This window comes from Labilibaculum filiforme (assembly GCF_002843315.1).
Classification (GTDB): Bacteria; Bacteroidota; Bacteroidia; order Bacteroidales; family Marinifilaceae; genus Labilibaculum; species Labilibaculum filiforme.
Window position 1 is genome coordinate 47658 of sequence record NZ_MVDD01000016.1, and the last position, 16928, is coordinate 64585.

Sequence of the window (16928 nt, forward strand, 5' to 3'; positions counted from 1 at the left end):
AATAGTATTAACAACAAATCGCATAGTAATGAATATGAAAAGACTGTCGGGTGGAATTCTGAGCGCAGGTCTAGCTCTTTCCATTATAGTAGGATGTGCCGAAAAGGAACAAAAAGGTGCAGGAGTACTAAAAAAAGAAGACATGAATTTATCCGTTAATCCGGGGGATGATTTTTTTGAATATGCCAATGGTAATTGGATGAAAAATACTCCAATTCCTGCAGATAGAAGTCGCTACGGTGCTTTCGATATTTTAGCAGAAAGTGCCAATGGTGCAGTACACGAATTATTGGAAGAAGCAGCAAAAACAGAAAATGCCGAGGCAGGAAGTAATTTGAAGAAGATTCAGGACTTTTATGCTACTGGGATGGATGTGGAAAAAGTAAATTCTATTGGTGTTCAACCACTGATGCCTGAGTTCGAAAGAATTGCGAGTATCTCTAATGCGGTTGATTTGCGGGAGACTTTGGTTCACCTACACAAAATGGGTATTAGTGCTTTGTTTGGTGCTGGTGTTGAGCAAGACATGAAAAACACGACAGTAAACCGCATGTATGTTTCGGAAGATGGACTTTCTTTATCGGATCGTGATTACTATACTGAAGATAACGAAACTAGCGCGAACATTCGCGTTGAATTTGTTAAGCACATTGCTAAAATGTTCGAATTAATTGGTGAGAATGCTGAGCTTGCAACAAGCAATGCAACATCGATTATGCGATTCGAGACTCGCATGGCTGAAAAATTCAATACCAATCTGGAAAACAGAAATTATCCAGCTATGTATAATCCTAAAACATTGGAAACATTGGCGAAGGAGTATCCAAATTTCGATTGGGCTGCTTATTTCAAAGAAATTGGGGCAGAAGTAAACGAGTTTGTAATTACTTCGCATCCAAGATACATGGCTGAGCTAAATAATATTTTGGCAGATGAAAAGTTGGAAGACATTAAATTGTACTTAAAGTGGAAACTACTTGACGAATCGGCTGGTTATTTAAATAGCGAGTTAGATGAGCAAAACTTTGCATTTTATGGAACGGTTCTTTCTGGTACAACAGAACAACAACCTCGTTGGAGACGCATGGCAAATGCTACTGGTAGTGTTTTGGGCGAAGCGGTTGGACAATTGTATGTAGAGAAATATTTTCCTGCTGAGGCAAAAGAAAGAATGGATAAATTGGTTTCTAACCTGAAAACAGTATTGCGCGGAAGATTGGAAAAGTTAGATTGGATGAGCGACGAAACTAAAGTAGAAGCATTAGCGAAATTAGATGCTTTTGGGGTGAAAATTGGTTATCCTGAGAAATGGGAGGATTATTCGAAACTTGAGGTCGCAACCGATTCGTATGTGCAGAACATGTGGAGAGCTTCTGAGTTTGAACACCAGAAGAATATTGCGAAACTTGGCGAGCCTGTTGATACTAAAAAATGGGGCATGACTCCACAAACTGTAAATGCATACTACCATCCATTGTTAAACGAAGTAGTATTTCCAGCAGCAATTCTTCAGCCTCCATTCTTTTATATGAATGGCGACGATGCTGTAAATTACGGTGCTATTGGAGTTGTTATTGGTCACGAAATGACTCACGGTTTTGATGATTCGGGTCGCAGATTCGATAAGGATGGTAACATGAGAGACTGGTGGACTCCGGAAGACACAGAGAAATTTAATGCAAGAGCAGAAAAATTAGTGGAGCAGTTTAATGGCTTTAAGGTATTCGACGATTTAAATGTAGATGGTAAATTAACCCTTGGCGAAAATATTGCCGATTACGGTGGATTAACCGTTGCTTTGGAAGCTTATAAACTAACTTTGAATGAAGAGGCTCCTGCTGATATTGATGGTTTTAATAACATGCAACGTTTTTTCCTTTCTTACTCTAAAGTTTGGAGAGGAAATGTAAGGGATACTTACCTGCGTAAATTGATTAAAGAAGATGTTCACTCGCCAGGAAAATATCGCGTAAATGGTGGTTTGTTTAACATCCCAGAGTTTTATGCAGCTTTTAATATTGGTGACGATGCTCCATTGTATCGTACCGAAGAGCAAAGAGCTAAAATTTGGTAAGCGATTATAATCGAAATATAGAAACCGTCTCAAGAAATTGAGGCGGTTTTTTTTGTTAGTTGAACCACTTCGTGGTTCTATTCTCGCATTGCATGCTGTTTCCGTCCCCGCATTTCATACGGGCTTATTGGTGTTGAACCACTTCGTGGTTCTATTCTCGCATTGCATGCTGTTTCCGTCCCCGCATTGCATACGGGGTTATTGGTGTTGAACCACTTCGTGGTTCTATTCTCGCACTGCATGCTGTTTCTGTCCCCGCATTTCATACGGGGTTATTGGTGTTGAACCACTTCGTGGTTCTATTCTCTCGCACTGCATGCTGTTTCCGTTCCCGCGTTTCATACGGGGTTATTGGGCTTGAACCACTTCGTGGTTCTATTGCTTTACATACCGGAGAAATCCCGAAGGGATTGAATTTGAATAGTCATAGGTGCAACCTATGGTTATGAATGATCGAATGGTGTAAGAAGCCTGAAAGGCTTCAACTTGGTACTAGTTAGTAACCAAAACTCCAATAAGTATTCCAACACCTATGCCCGCAATGCCAGTGAGAGCTTTTTGTCCGGTGGCATTCCATTTCTCTTTACGGATTAGTTCATTAGCACGTTCGAGTTTTACCATGGCTTCGTCGAGAGAGTGTTGGTTAGCAAGCAAACTTTGCTGGGTGTTTTCCAGCGATTTTTTGGTGTTCGCAATAATATCGAGAGAAATTTGTTCGCTACGTTTACTGTTGGCCAATATTTGGCTGTAGCTAGCTTCATGATCCTTCAATCGGTTTTCGAAAGCAAGTAACAAACTAGTACAGGAGTTGCTGTTATTTTCGAGGGTAGCTTGATGGATTTTTTTGTAAAACTCGTAACGAATTTTATTAATTAAGAACATGGTATCGCATGCTACCACCAGGGTGTCGCCAGCAACCAATTGCAGGGGCGTTTCGTTCGAAGTGCAATATTGTTGCGAATAATTTTTCATTTTGCCAGCGTTTTGGGCCAGGGCAGAGAGGCCGAAGCACACTAAAATAAGTATTAATACAATGCTTTGTTTCATGTGTTTTTTTTGTTTAAAGTTCGAAGCTTTGGGCGGTTTCTTTTAGTGCTTTTTGTTGAGCTTCTTTGTTTGCAATTTTCTCTTTTAATACCTGTAATTGGTTCAGATCTTTTGTTAGTTTTTGCTGGGCTTCCAATTCCAGAATATCCCGTTCGGTTCGAAGAATCTTTAGCTCGGTTTCGGCAAACTCCAACTTGCGAATTACCACACCAAGCGATTGTTGCGTACTGCTAATACTATCTTTAAGTACCGATAATTCGGTATTTACCTGCTTAATGGTGTGTTGTGCCTGCTTTAACTGACTGTTGCCTGCTACTACAAAATACAAGACCAAAGCAACGAGTAGGATAAGAACTATGTTAAGAGCATTTTTAAATTTTTCCATAAGGGGTGCTACTGTGTAGTTTTTTTATTAGTAATTATTAGTTGTTATTGCCTAAGGGGCTTTTTATTCAAAAATCCTTTCCAAATAAACCCCTTCAGCGACTTTCAATATGTCAAAAAGGAGGTTTTATTTTTTCGAAGTCCAAGGTAACCATAAATAGCGGAAGTAGTTTCGCTTTTACCGGTCAAATTATAAAATTATTGACGGGACAATGCTTTTTGCTGTAGTAGGAATATTTGCAGACTATTGTGTTTTAGGGAGGTTTGGCTTGTTGCATTTCCAAGTGTAATGTGACTTGTTTGTTTTTAAAATGAGCGCATTAGTGTTTGTAGTTGGTAGTTTTTCTTGTTTTTGGGGTCTATCGTTATTATTTTACCATGGTGGGAGTAGTAATCAAAAAAAAATAATCCACGTAAAGTGGCATATTTTTCCAGATAAATAGGGATTGGTTACATAATGAAATATACTTCCGATAAATAAAAAACATAAGGGTGTGTAATTATTTGCTAAAAATGTTTTAAATTCATTCCGTTTTGTTAAATGGATGGGTGCGGGGCAGGAGGAATAATCCAAATAAATAGAAAAAGGGATTGTTGGTGTTGGGAAAGAAGGTGTTGCTGGTAATAGAGAGGGAGAAAAGCCAATAAATAGTAAAAAAGTCAATAAATTAAGGCTTCCCAGACTTGCGGGACTAATTGTTTACTGGAGTGGAAAGCTTGGCAGGCAATAAAAAGGAGACATCAACAAAAGTAGAAAGCGACTTTTTTATAAAAAAGAAGGCAAACACGAAAGTTGGAGCATGGTTTTGGATGCAGAAAAGAGCATCAATTAGAGAAGATTGCTTAATCCGCATAAAAAGCATCGTGTTTTTAAATGCCAAAAGTATCGAAATTAATTTTTTATTATTGTTAATTAATTATAAACCCAAAAATAGTAACCCAAAAACAGTAAAACATGAAAATTGAAACATTTAATTTTTCCTGGTTTCGAAATGCCGAGCTAGTTTCTTTAGGAAATGATGTGCTAAAAATTACCAGCGATTAAGATTGGGCTGGATTGCAGGTAGAAGGTTTTATACACAGGTAAAAACCAGTTTGCAAAAGTTCGAAGAGCAATTGAATAGGATAAACACCGTACCCGAAACCAAAGATATAGAGGAAGCCGATACTCTTTTTAATAATGCGTGGCGTGGCTTAAAGTTTTATTTGAAGGCCTATATGTTGAATTCGGATGCTGATAAAAGAAAAGCAGCTAATTTACTGAATAATTTATGCAAGATACACGACTATAATTTGCACACAGAGAGTTATCAGGAACAAAATGCCAAGGCTAAAATGTTTTTGACCGATTGCGATGGCAAGGCCGAAATGAAGCAGGCAATTGAAACGATTGGGGCGCAAAGTTTTATTAGTACTGTTCAGAATGCTTTGGATGCAATTCTATTTAATATTGCAAATCGCAAAAGCAAAGAAGCGGAAGCCTTGGGCTACGAAATTACCAAAATATATCGCGAGGCTTTAAGTAACGCTATGGTGGATATGTTTAAATACATGGAGTCGATGTCGGGTTTGCGCACTGGCGGTGCACTGGATACAATCATTAAAAATGTGAATGGCAGTATTCAGAAAATTGAGGTGAATCATAAATTACGTGGCTCCCGCAATTCGGAACACGGTCAGGATTCGGATCAGGAATAGAATTATATTTTAACCACATACAACTAATATTAGTGATGAGGGAGCCATTTGACTCCCTTTTTTTGTGCTATTCTTCGGTGTTTGTGCTTTTGGTTTTCTGCCAAGGCAAGCCATTTGCTGGCACAAAAAAAGAGATGTAAGCAAGTGTCACATCTCTTTTCTATTAATGTATGCTGTTATTTTTACTCTTCGATATATTCCTGTAAGGATTTATGAAAACTGTAACACATGATTATTAGAATCACTGCAAAGGGAATTGCTGTTAGTATCGATGCTGTTTGCAGGGCTTTTAATCCACCACCAACTAACAAAACTGCAGCAAGTAAACCTTCCATCGAAGCCCAAAAAATCTTTTGTCCTTTAGGAGCATCGTGTCGGCCACCAGAGGTAAGCGTGTCTACCACAAAAGAACCCGAATCGGAAGAGGTGACAAAAAAGCTAGCCACCAGTATTACTGTTAAAATCGACGAAAATGTGGTTAATGGGTATTGTTCGAGAAGATGGTAAATGGCCGTTGCCACATTCTTATTTACCGCTTCGGTAATGGCGTGGTTTCCCATCAACTCCTGATAAATTGCCGATCCTCCAAATACCGTTAACCAAAGCATGGTTAGTAGGGTTGGCACCAACAAAACACCAAAAATAAACTCTTTAATAGTTCGTCCTTTCGAGATGCGGGCAATAAAAATTCCAACAAAAGGCGACCAGGATATCCACCATGCCCAGTAGAAAACAGTCCAAGAACTTTGCCAGTTCTTTACTTTATCTACACCGTTGTAACTATTTGTCCAAAAACTCATTTCGAAAAAAGTATCGATATAGTGTCCAATGTTTTGGATAAAAGATTTGAATATGAAAAGAGTAGGACCAACTATCAACATAAAAACAAGTAGGAAGATTGCTAGCTGCATGTTCCATTCGCTCAGCTTTCGTATTCCTTTATCCAATCCTAAAATTAAGGAGAGAGTTGCTAAAATTGTAATTGCTACAATAATAATAATTTGTACGGCATTGCTAATTTCTACCTGAAAAAGATAGCCCAGACCAGCATTAATTTGTTGAGCTCCCAAGCCCAGGGATGTTGCCAAGCCAAATATGGTTGCAATTACCGAGATAATGTCAATAATATCCCCTATAGGGCCATATATTTTATCTCCCAGTAGGGGATAAAAAATGGATCGGATGGTAAGGGGCAGTTTTTTGTTGAAGGTGAAAAAAGCCAAGGCAACCCCAACAATGGCATACAATGCCCAAGCGTGAACGCCCCAATGCAAAAAGGTAATACCCATAGCTGTTTTTGCCGCAAATACATCTCCTCCGGTTGTTTTTAGAAAAGGATTGCTGTTGAAATGAAAGATAGGCTCTGCTACACTCCAAAATAAAAGTCCGATTCCCATACCGGCACTAAAAAGCATCGAGAACCAACCTTTTCTTGAAAACTCAGGTTTGGCATCTTTTCCACCAATTCGGATATCAGAAAATTTTCCGAAACCCAAGTACAAGGCATAAATTAGTAAGCCATTTACCAATAGAATAAAGAGCCATCCTACTTTATCGGCTACATAATCTTGAGTGTGGGCAAACCATTGCTCCATTGGTTTACCAACAATTAATGTGGTACATACCAGGGTAAATATTACCAGTAAAGAGGTAATAAAAACCGGTCCGTTGGCTTTTATTCCTAAAAATGTTTTTTTATCACTCCGTATTATTTTACTCATCCTATAAAATTCCTTTTTGATTAAATAATGGTTCGTTAAGTTTTTGTAATGCCTCGATAATGAGTTTATTTGCAATCTGTTGTGTTTTGTCGATATTGTTGATTATAAATAGCTTGCAAATCATCTCATGTCTCACGAACTATTGATTAAAAGTAATAGCCTATATTAATATTGAAACGCATTTCCCAGTCGGCATCGGGAGCGCCTGAAGCTAGAGCATTGGTCCATTCAGATCCTAGCCAAGGCTGATTTTTTCCTGCTGCCAAATCGAAATAGGTGTAGATATTGCCTGCAGTAAATAGAGCACCCGTTACATTCATCATCGAACTTTCGAAATTACTTTCGGCTTTATCCATGTATCCAAAATCGTTGTAAATTACCACGCTCGATATCGGCCCCCATTCCAGAGGAATGGAATAGCTTACACCAAGCGTATAGATACTCGCTTCGGCGGCAACCAAATAAGGAGCTCCATAGGCAGTCATGGCAACAACATCATCGCGTTCGCCATCAATATTTTCGGGATTGTATTTGTAGTTGGCTACCTGAGCTTTTATACCAAATTTACCAGCCTTTAGCTCGTAATAGGCAGCAAGAGCATATCGGTTTCCTGTTTCTTCGGTGTCTAAATTAAACAGACCTCCATATTGTGCCGATATCCCCAAATGATGCTGTGCATTTGCACGATCAATTTTATAGCTTAGGTTTCCATTCAATTGATTCACCTCTTTGTTTCTGATATTCAAATTGCCATCGCCATTCAAGTCAATCGAACCAACATCGTAGGAATAACGACTATTCGAAACATCAGAATTACTTCCAAAGCGAAGTTCTTCGGCATTTTTAAAGAAGGCAAAACTGTAATCCCAATTTTCTCCTTGGTGAGTATATTTTATTCCCATATCGTGATCGTCTTCCAAACCAACATAGTAGTTTAAGCTAAAAAACCAGGAATTTGAATTGTAGGTGGTGATACCAAATGGCACTTGAGTTAATCCGAATTGCAACTCGTCATTTTTCGTAAAATCGTAAGCTATCCAGCCTTGTTTCAGCATGGCTCCTCCAAAATCTTCGGAATAGAAACGATATTCTGCGTTTAGTTTTAATCCCTTGTATTTGGCTTTTGCATTTAATCGGAATACATCGAAGCCTAAATCGCCGCCACGTTTTTTTTGTGCTTCCTTCCAGCTTGAATAGTTGTAATTGAATCGAAGCGCACCGCCAATATCAACAGTAGCTTTTTCTTGAGCGTGAACGCAAATAGTGGACGCAAGGAAACAAATCCCCAGCCACGTTTTTAAATAAAACATAGATGTAGTTTAAATGATTATAACATGCAGCAATTATTGCATGTAATTAGATCTACCCTTTCGGGATATAAGCTTGGTTTATTGGAATGATGGGGGTAGGAATTTATTCGACAGAATTCTAAAAATAAGAAACTGAAAACTATAGATTCTGGTATTCCTTTTATCGTGAAGTTGACTTGGTTTTAATCCCATAGCGCGCAAAGATAAGTATTAATTACTTTTTCGCAATTTTAAAAAACTGTTTAGTAAGCTGTTTCATTTGTAGTTAGATGGAATTATGCCTTGTGGCGGTTAAGTAAATGTTGCACTATATTCTAATAGCGAGAGGAATAACTGTACTCTTGTGTTTCTGGTTCGTTAAAGTGGAATTGATACATCTTTTTGCAAGAAAAAACGAATCTGTCAACATTCAAGCTACAATATAGTAGCACTACACGCTAACGAATCTATTTTTCGGGCTTCCAGTTAAAGTGGGATTTCCAATCAACAAGTTTTGTACTGCTTTCTTATTGCAGAAAGAATACGAATTGTATCACTTTAGTGAGATTGTAAGTGATAAATCGGTCGATTTTCTTCATGCCTTCGCGAAACGGTGGGGAAGCATTATGAAACAGATGAATCGTTAAGTAATCATAGTATTGTATTTTTCGCTTATTTAAACTATGTTCGTTGTCACTATTCTATTTTTTATAATAAAACTTAATGTTTAGGAATTAAATTCATGAGAATAATCACATACTTTAAGTATTTAAACTCTTTTTTTACAAGTCTCACCTTTAAAGGCAAGAAAAATAAATCTCAAAAGCTACTTAATTCCTTCGGAAAGCTAAAAGACACTTCTTTCAATTTTGAACTAATAGAAAAATATTTTAAGAATAAAGAACATACAAAAACTCTACAGGTGATTTCTGATAAAACTTGTGACGATTTGGATTTCGAAGAGCTGTTCATGTTCTTAGATCGGACAAATTCAAAAATAGGACAACAACACCTGTACAATAAATTAAGGGTGATTTCGCATGAAGATGGAAATTTGGATGTGGATGAAGAGCTGATTGCCCAATTTACAAACGATTCTGATTTTAGGGTAGAGGTGCAAATTGAGTTGGAGAAACTAAATGGACGAGAGGCTTATTTTGTTTCAGGTTTGTTTCAGGAAGAACATTTGGAACAAGCAAAATGGTTTTTTGTGATGCGTTTGTTATCCTTTACAAGCATCTTATCACTTATTTTATTGCCTTTTAATCCTCATATGTTTTTAGTCTTAATTGGCGTTTTCATTATTAATATCTGTTTCCATTTGTGGAATAAGAAAAACTTGTCGACTTATTCCGATTCTATTCCTCAGCTTATGGTTTTGAAACAGGTCGCGAATAATTTTCTTCAAGATGAACAATTAAAAAAGCTAAGTCCTTTATTGTCTGAATCTATAAAAATACTCGATCAGGTGCGAAATAGAATGCTCTTCTTTAAATTGGAATCGAAAATAGAAGGTGATTTTCAAGTGATCTTTTGGTCCTTTTTAGAGTTGTTCAAAATTTTATTTCTGCTAGAGCCATTGCTTTTGTTTGGCGTGCTGAAACGTTTGGATACAAGAAGAAAGGAAATTGAGGAGGTTTTCACATTTGTGGGACGAATCGATGCGCTACTATCTATTGCTTCCTTACGAAAAGGGGCCGACTGTTGTATTCCTAAAATCGATGAGGAGAATGGTCAGATTAAAGCAAATAAGATTTATCATCCCTTACTAATTGATTGCGTTCGAAATAACATTACTGTAAACGACAAATCAATATTATTATCGGGTTCTAACATGTCGGGCAAAACATCTTTTATTCGGGCCATAGGCATCAATGTAGTTACGGGATTAACGATAAATACTTGCTTTGCAAAATCGATGGTGATTCCACGCACTTGCATCCATTCAGCCATCCGCATTAGCGATGATCTTATGAATGACAGGAGTTATTACTTCGAAGAGGTTCTCACCATTAAGGATATGATTGATAATGCCGACAAGGGCACAGTCAATTTATTCTTGTTGGATGAGATTTTTAAAGGTACCAATACCGTCGAAAGAATTTCTGCAGGAAAAGCGGTATTGTCTGCGCTCACAAGAAATAACAATCGGGTATTCGTATCTACTCACGATATCGAATTAACCGATTTACTGGAGGATGAATACGAATTGTATCACTTTAGTGAGATTGTAAGTGATAAATCGGTCGATTTCGATTACAAATTGAAAGAAGGCAAGCTAAAAAATAGAAATGCCATCCGAATTCTTGAAATTAACGGTTACCCGGATGAAATAATTGAAGAGGCGATAGCATTAGCGACAGAACTGGATCGAAACAGACTTTGAAGTGAACGAGTTTAGTTATTAATTATGAACCAGAATTTGTTAAAGTTCGATAGTACGCATGATTTATAATTAAGTAAAATTACTATTTTTGAGGCATTACTATAAATTATAAAACTGTAGATTTTGAAAATGAAAATTCATTTGGTTTCAGGCTTATTATTGCTTCTCATAACAGCCTCCTGTTCTCAAAAAGATGCGACAAAGAAGGTCGTTTCTTTTTATCATTGGAAGTCGAAAGCGACAATTAATCAGCAATATCAGCAAGCTTTAAAGAGTACAAATACACATAAAATATACTTGCACTATTTTGATATTGTATCCGAACACGAAGCCAATTGGTACGATGATGGTATTTTTCCTACCTACGTATTAAAAGAGGTAGACCCAGCTTATCAGAATTTTGAAATTGTTCCTGTTGTTTACATCACCAATCAAGTATTTCAGGTTTCTAATTTGGAGGTGCAAAAACTATCCAATCGAATTAAAGATTTGGTTCATCAGATCAGTCAGAAACATTTTAAGAAGGATATTTCGCAAATTCAAATTGATTGCGATTGGACCGAAAGTACCAAATATGCCTATTTTGAATTGCTGGAAAGTTTGAGTGATGAATTTGATTTGGATGTAACCATTCGTTTGCATCAAATTAAATTTAAAGAAAAAACAGGTGTGCCTCCAGTGAAAAAAGGGACTCTGATGGTTTATAATGTGGGAGATTTAAAAGATTTTGATCAAAATTCTATTTTGCAAAATAGCATTGTGAAACAGTATATTACTGCCGACACTAAATATCCTATGCCATTGAATATTGCGTTGCCTCTTTTTTCACAAACGGTGATAAAAAATAAGGACAATAAAATTAAAATAATTAACAGTGTAGATAGACCAACGTTCGAGAACGATAAGCATTTTAAACAAATAAATACGAGTCAATTCGAAGTAGTAAAAGATACGCTTTACAAAGGGTTTTATTTGAGCGAAGCTTATGGAATTAAGTTGGAAGAATTAGCGGTTACCGAAATTGTGGATTCTTATAACACAATAAAACAAAGTAAATTAATCACGAACGAGATCCTATTTTATCATTTGGATAAAAATTCTCTTTCGAATATCAACCTTAGCGAATTAGTCGAGAAATTATGAAGAGTATTTTAACTTATTTATTGGTATTTATATCATCTGCAACATTTGCTTGCGGTGGTGGCGATTGGGAAGGAATGTATTTTTACAATTTGTTTTCGCAGACTAATATTTCGGCAAAAGAGTTTTATCCATTTTTAAGGGATGAATACAATGCTTTTTATGGAGATAGTTATTATTCCGAACCCGAGGAAATGGTTTATCCCGAAGGGAATGTGAATTTATGGAAAAAGCTACTCACCAATTGGAGTACCGAAGAAATTGAAAGTGCAATTTACAAATCAGAAGGTTTTGACTGGAGCAACAAGCAGTCCGAAACAGAAAAAAGAGCGAAATTGTATATCGATTTTGCACAGGAGTGTAGCGAGGCTTTTAGTTATAGAACTAGAAGAAATTCTTGGGATTACGAGGAGATTATCGAAGAGAAAAGTGTAGACGTCACTGCTTTACTAGAAAAAGCAAATTTATTGATGAGTAGCGAAACCAATTCTCAATTACAAACACGTTACTACTACCAACTTATTCGTATCATGCATTATTCAAAAGCATGGGACGAAGCGATTCGCTATTTTGAAGCAAAAATTGAAAATAAAATAGAAAAGAATGAAATGTACTATTACATTCTTGATCAGGTGGCTGGTTGCTATTATTCTACCGAGAATTACGAAAAAGCGGCTTATTTATTTACTAAAATTGTGAGTAAGAGTATCGATAGAAAAAAATCGGCATTTGTAAGTTTTAATTTTTGTACTTCAAACGAGGCCGATGGCCGATCTTTTGCGAATGGAATTGAAGATGAAAAAGATTTTCTTTTAATTACAAGTTTACGTAGTTTTTCGGATGAGATAGATAATATTGAAAGGTTTATGGCCTTAGATGCTAACGATCTTCGACTTGAGCTTTTATTTATGCGTGCCTTAAATAATGTGGAGCGTGATGTTTGGCCAATAGGTATTGGAGTAGAGGATAAAACACTACCTAATTTAGAGCCTACCGAAATTTATAATGAGTTATTAGCTGTTACCGATTTACAGGTTGCGAATCAGAAGGTGAACAATAAGGATTTCTGGAGAATGGCGAGTTCGTATTTGTCTTTTATACAGAAAAATATACCAGAAGCACAAAAAAAGCTGGAGGCAGTAAAATCTTTTTCGCATCAAAAAAAGATGCTTGCTATTGCTTACAAGGTGTTTAGCTGGGAAACGATTTCTACCGAAAATGAAAACTTTATTTCTCAGGTATTTAAATTAGACTCCGAATTGGAAGGTTTTATTCAGGAGAAAATTGCAAATACTTACTATAAGAATAATCAAATTGCAAAAGCATTTTTGGTTCACAATACATTGCAATTAGGAGAGCATATTAATTCTATTGAGCTACTAGATGCTCTGGAGGTTTTCTACAATAAACCCAATAAAAGCGATTATGAGAACGAGCTTTTGAATAAAAAGGGCAGTAAATACGAGTTTATGGATTATCTGAACTATCAGAAAGGAATCTATTATTTGTATCAGAAAAATACCGAATTAGCATTGGAGCATTTTGGCAAAAGCAATAATTTATGTAGTACAATCGCTTTATCGAAGAGAATATTTAGTAATAATATTATAGAATGTTTTGATTGTCCGGAGGAGGGGGTGATGCTCGATGAAGTTTACAAGGCAGATGTTTTCTCTTTTATTAAAACCGATTTTTCTATTTATGATTTGGCTGTTTATTTAATTGAATTGGAAAAGCTGACTGCTAACGAAAAGCAATGGAAATCGAAATTAGCGAACTATTTGCTGGCAAATTTTTATTATAATATCTCCAATACAGGATATTACCGAGGTGCTTTACTCAATTATGGGAACTGTTGCGATTATGGATATATTAATTATGCAGGAGATAATTACCGAGATAATAAAAATGGGGTGGATATAATTGCAAGCAGAAAAGGTTATAACCTTTCCAATATCACTTCTTACAATAAAAAATATTTTGGATTAAGTGATATTTCTATGGAGTACTATCAGGCAGTGATTGACCTATCAACAGATAAGGAATTGAATGCCAGATGCCTTTATTTAATGGCAAAATGTGAATTGAATAAGTATTATAACGAGGGAAGTGATGCTACTTTCGAAGTTAGTTTGAATGAGTATTGTGAAATTGAATTGCCTCAATATAAGAGTTTTAAGGTGTTGAAAGCAGATTATTCAGAAACAAAATTTCATGATATGATTATTAATCATTGTAGCTATTTTAGATTGTATAGTTCATCGCATTAAAATAAATAAGTACTATGAGTAATGTGTTGTTGTATTTTATTATTTATAATCAACTGACATACAGCTTGTATTGTAATTATTGATTTCTAATTACTTATATATTCGGGCTAAACAAAAACAAGCAACTTTCTATTATAAAGTTGCTTGTTTCGTATCGTTAAAAAAAGTGTTTTTTGTTGATAGATAAAAAAATGTACTGCTATTTTAGGCAGATTCCCTGAATTAGAGCTAAGTTGCAGAAATAATTCATAAATAGATTGGAAGCAATAAAAATAACCGTTCAGATTCAGGCCATAAAAGAGCAGGAAATAGATTGTTTCCTTTCCGATGAAAAGGAGAGGATGCGTATTGTTTATTTTCCTGAAGAAGGAAATGTTGTGTATTTAGACGATTCTATTTTGGTAGAAGTCGTTCGTAAAATTCAATTCCAGTTCGAGAAGGTAATGCGCTCGGCAATTAAAGGCGGATTACGACTTGGACAAACAATTCATTGTGTGTTTTTTGACGGTTTTAGATTTGTGAAAGAAGCAGATTTCCAACACTATATTCGAGTAGATCGGCGGAACGATCAACTAAAAATTACCACCAGTGAAACGGAACTAAAAGGCATTCATAAAATTTTTGCTGATGGATCGTATGCTTCGGAAAGAAAGCAGTCGGGTTATGGTGGTTTTACCGAAACTCCCAATGGGGAACAACATATCTATCATCAGTCTTTTAAGCAGGGAAGTAGCAATTTAATGGAGTTGCTGGCGGTTATGGAAGGCTTAGAACATCTGGAATCTGTTGAAAAAATTCAAGTAAATACCGATAGTCGCTTTGTAATACGTGGACTTGTGCAGTGGATTCATTTCTGGCAACATAACAATTGGGAAACGGCTCATGGTAAGGAGGTTAAATTCGCAAAAGATTGGCAAAAAATGAATCGGCTTTGCGAAGGGAAATTGATGGAGTTTAAATGGATAAAAGGACATTCTGGAAATGAGAAGCAAGATTTTTGCCATCAGTTAGCCAAAGAATCTACTAATGGTGAAAAATAAACGGATTTGTGCCTCGAACCCTTTTTTGAGAAGCATACTCTGATTAGGAATTATGACAAAAAAAAACTGTAGTTTTGCTGTCCTCATTCAAATGGAGGCTATCAATAGGTTTAAAAAGGCAATAATGAATATAAAAATAGTTGATTACGGAATTTGTAAAGCGATAGGAGAGACCAAGAAAGACATTGTTCCGGGTAGTACGACAGGATACTTTTTGCATTCTTACGATATGGAATTTTTGGAGAGAACCGATGTTATATCTCCTAAAGTTGGTTTAAGTTTTGGAATAAGTTATGAGTTCGAAGATGATTTAGAAGAAGCGGAACTGGTTGATTATGTGTGTAGAATTAGACATCCTAAATTGGTGAATCCGATTAATATGGAACAATTTATTGAATGCACAGAGGAAAAAGATGCTTATGTGGATGAATTGGGTACTGACTTTTACACATTCGAATTTGATTGGGAATTGCAGTTAGGAGAATGGATTTTTGAGATTATTTATGAGGATGAGATCATGTGCAGTCAGACATTTATTATGACAGAATAAAGTGAGTTTTACTAAAAATACAAAATGGTCTTTCGAATACAGTTCGGAAGACCATTTTGTATTTGAACAATTTCTTAAATTAATTAAAAAACAATGGTTCGGGTGCCATCCACAATAATTCGGTGTTCTGCTTTGTAGCCAAGGGCTCTAGCTAGCACAATACGCTCCAAATCTCGACCTTTACGGATTAAATCTTTAATGGTGTCTTTGTGCGTGATACGCATAATATCTTGCTCGATAATTGGTCCTTCATCCAGATCTTCGGTTACAAAGTGACTGGTTGCTCCAATCATTTTCACACCTCGTTCGTAAGCTTGTTTGTATGGATTACCACCTACAAATCCAGGTAAAAAGGAATGGTGTATGTTGATAATCTTGTTTTTAAACTCGCGAATAAAGTTGGACGATAATACCTGCATGTAGCGAGCCAATACAACCAAATCGATATTGTGCTCTCTTAGTAAAGCAATTTCCTTGGTCTCTTGTTCTGCCTTAGTTTCTTTAGTTATAGGAAAAACATGGTAGGGAATTCCCGCAGCATCGGCAATTGGTTTCAAATCGGGATGATTGGATACAATCAAAGGAATTTCAATATCGTATTCGCTCATGTTATAGCGCCACAAAATTTCCTGAAGACAATGGTCGTATTTCGATACGAAAATAGCTACGCGTTGTTTCTGATTCGAGAACTCAATTCTCCAGTGTGCATTAAATGCCTGAGCAATTGGTTCGAAAGCTTCATGAAGTTGGGAAGCAGGAATTGTAGAATTACTCATGTTCCAAGCAATTCGTAAAGAGAAAAACTGCTGATTCTGGTTTACATGCTCATCCAAATCGATAATATTACCGCCTGTTTCGTATATAAAGTGGGTGATTTTGGCTACAATTCCGTTTTTATCCGGACAAGTGAAGAGTAAAAATGCGTTTACATTGTTTTCAGACATAATCGTTTCATTAGTTATCGGAAGAATGAGTTCCGTGAATTATTTTCAAGGTACTAATTTGCTTGAATTTTGAACGAATAATCCGTTAGGTAAGTGGTGTGTTCTGCAAAAATAGAAAAATTGGAGAATTATGAATTATGAATTACAAATAAATAATTAGAACGAGCAATAAATATTGCGAAACAGCTATTTATTGTTGTGATATTATAATTTAGTTTGTTGATATAAGATTATAGATAGGAGTAGTTTATAGGGAAAAATAAACCCAGGAATGAAACTGTTTGCTTCATTACCCTGGGCTGTATATTTCGAGTTCTTTTGTACTCGGTAGTTTATTTTACTTTGGTATTTTATTCTTTAGGAATGAGATTCTTCGCAACCACAA

At 36.1% G+C, this 16928-nt stretch carries 12 protein-coding genes; 7 read left to right on the plus strand and 5 right to left on the minus strand.

The window, feature by feature from the left end:
• Positions 1 to 28: 28 nt before the first annotated feature.
• Positions 29 to 2074 (plus strand): M13 family metallopeptidase, encoded by a 2046-nt coding sequence (locus BZG02_RS16545; RefSeq protein WP_101262786.1) that lies wholly within the window; start codon positions 29 to 31, stop codon positions 2072 to 2074.
• Between the two features lie 492 nt (positions 2075 to 2566).
• Here BZG02_RS16545 and BZG02_RS16550 read toward each other — a convergent pair whose 3' ends face one another.
• Both BZG02_RS16550 and BZG02_RS16555 read right to left on the minus strand, forming a co-directional pair.
• Positions 2567 to 3046 carry a hypothetical protein gene (locus tag BZG02_RS16550; protein ID WP_143470501.1) on the minus strand — a complete coding sequence of 160 codons (480 nt, stop codon included), beginning with the start codon at positions 3044 to 3046 and terminating at the stop codon, positions 2567 to 2569.
• 88 nt (positions 3047 to 3134) lie between these two features.
• Positions 3135 to 3506, minus strand: coding sequence for a hypothetical protein (locus BZG02_RS16555; RefSeq protein WP_101262790.1), 372 nt, complete (start codon positions 3504 to 3506; stop codon positions 3135 to 3137).
• A 1046-nt stretch (positions 3507 to 4552) separates the two neighbouring features.
• Here BZG02_RS16555 and BZG02_RS16565 point away from each other — a divergent pair.
• Positions 4553 to 5203, plus strand: a complete 651-nt coding sequence (locus BZG02_RS16565) for a DUF6261 family protein (protein WP_101262794.1) — start codon at positions 4553 to 4555, stop codon at positions 5201 to 5203.
• 182 nt (positions 5204 to 5385) lie between these two features.
• Here BZG02_RS16565 and BZG02_RS16570 read toward each other — a convergent pair whose 3' ends face one another.
• Both BZG02_RS16570 and BZG02_RS16575 read right to left on the minus strand, forming a co-directional pair.
• Positions 5386 to 6924 (minus strand): BCCT family transporter, encoded by a 1539-nt coding sequence (locus BZG02_RS16570; RefSeq protein WP_101262796.1) that lies wholly within the window; start codon positions 6922 to 6924, stop codon positions 5386 to 5388.
• A 146-nt stretch (positions 6925 to 7070) separates the two neighbouring features.
• The gene (locus tag BZG02_RS16575) at positions 7071 to 8234 is read right to left on the minus strand and encodes a hypothetical protein (RefSeq protein ID WP_101262798.1); all 1164 of its coding nucleotides are present in this window, start codon (positions 8232 to 8234) and stop codon (positions 7071 to 7073) included.
• 721 nt (positions 8235 to 8955) lie between these two features.
• On the opposite strand from BZG02_RS16575, the gene BZG02_RS16580 reads away from it, so the two are divergent.
• The 5 genes from BZG02_RS16580 (at position 8956) to BZG02_RS16600 (ending at position 15599) form a co-directional block, all read left to right on the plus strand.
• A complete protein-coding gene (locus tag BZG02_RS16580; protein WP_101262800.1) occupies positions 8956 to 10599 on the plus strand; it encodes a MutS-related protein in 1644 nt (547 codons plus the stop codon).
• 123 nt (positions 10600 to 10722) lie between these two features.
• The gene (locus tag BZG02_RS16585; protein ID WP_143470502.1) at positions 10723 to 11742 is read left to right on the plus strand and encodes a hypothetical protein; all 1020 of its coding nucleotides are present in this window, start codon (positions 10723 to 10725) and stop codon (positions 11740 to 11742) included.
• The gene (locus BZG02_RS16590) at positions 11739 to 14009 is read left to right on the plus strand and encodes a hypothetical protein (RefSeq protein WP_101262804.1); all 2271 of its coding nucleotides are present in this window, start codon (positions 11739 to 11741) and stop codon (positions 14007 to 14009) included. Before BZG02_RS16585 ends, BZG02_RS16590 begins: the two co-directional genes overlap by 4 nt.
• 257 nt (positions 14010 to 14266) lie before the next feature.
• Entirely contained in the window at positions 14267 to 15049 is a 783-nt protein-coding gene (locus BZG02_RS16595) for a ribonuclease H family protein (RefSeq protein ID WP_101262806.1), read from the plus strand.
• Positions 15050 to 15173: 124 nt separating this feature from the next.
• Positions 15174 to 15599, plus strand: coding sequence for a DUF3859 domain-containing protein (locus BZG02_RS16600; protein ID WP_180335759.1), 426 nt, complete (start codon positions 15174 to 15176; stop codon positions 15597 to 15599).
• Between the two features lie 83 nt (positions 15600 to 15682).
• On the opposite strand, the gene purU is transcribed toward BZG02_RS16600, so the two are convergent.
• Complete coding sequence (gene purU / locus BZG02_RS16605; RefSeq protein ID WP_101262811.1) at positions 15683 to 16543, minus strand: formyltetrahydrofolate deformylase; 861 nt, start codon at positions 16541 to 16543, stop codon at positions 15683 to 15685.
• Positions 16544 to 16928: the final 385 nt, after the last annotated feature.

What these genes read in the sequence shown, in the direction of transcription:
- BZG02_RS16545 (WP_101262786.1), top strand. Translation starts at nt 29, where the DNA reads ATGAATATGAAAAGACTGTCGGGTGGAATTCTGAGCGCAGGTCTAGCT.
- BZG02_RS16550 (WP_143470501.1), bottom strand. Translation starts at nt 3,046, where the DNA reads ATGAAAAATTATTCGCAACAATATTGCACTTCGAACGAAACGCCCCTG.
- BZG02_RS16555 (WP_101262790.1), bottom strand. Translation starts at nt 3,506, where the DNA reads ATGGAAAAATTTAAAAATGCTCTTAACATAGTTCTTATCCTACTCGTT.
- BZG02_RS16570 (WP_101262796.1), bottom strand. Translation starts at nt 6,924, where the DNA reads ATGAGTAAAATAATACGGAGTGATAAAAAAACATTTTTAGGAATAAAA.
- BZG02_RS16575 (WP_101262798.1), bottom strand. Translation starts at nt 8,234, where the DNA reads ATGTTTTATTTAAAAACGTGGCTGGGGATTTGTTTCCTTGCGTCCACT.
- BZG02_RS16580 (WP_101262800.1), top strand. Translation starts at nt 8,956, where the DNA reads ATGAGAATAATCACATACTTTAAGTATTTAAACTCTTTTTTTACAAGT.
- BZG02_RS16590 (WP_101262804.1), top strand. Translation starts at nt 11,739, where the DNA reads ATGAAGAGTATTTTAACTTATTTATTGGTATTTATATCATCTGCAACA.
- BZG02_RS16600 (WP_180335759.1), top strand. Translation starts at nt 15,174, where the DNA reads ATGAATATAAAAATAGTTGATTACGGAATTTGTAAAGCGATAGGAGAG.
- purU (WP_101262811.1), bottom strand. Translation starts at nt 16,543, where the DNA reads ATGTCTGAAAACAATGTAAACGCATTTTTACTCTTCACTTGTCCGGAT.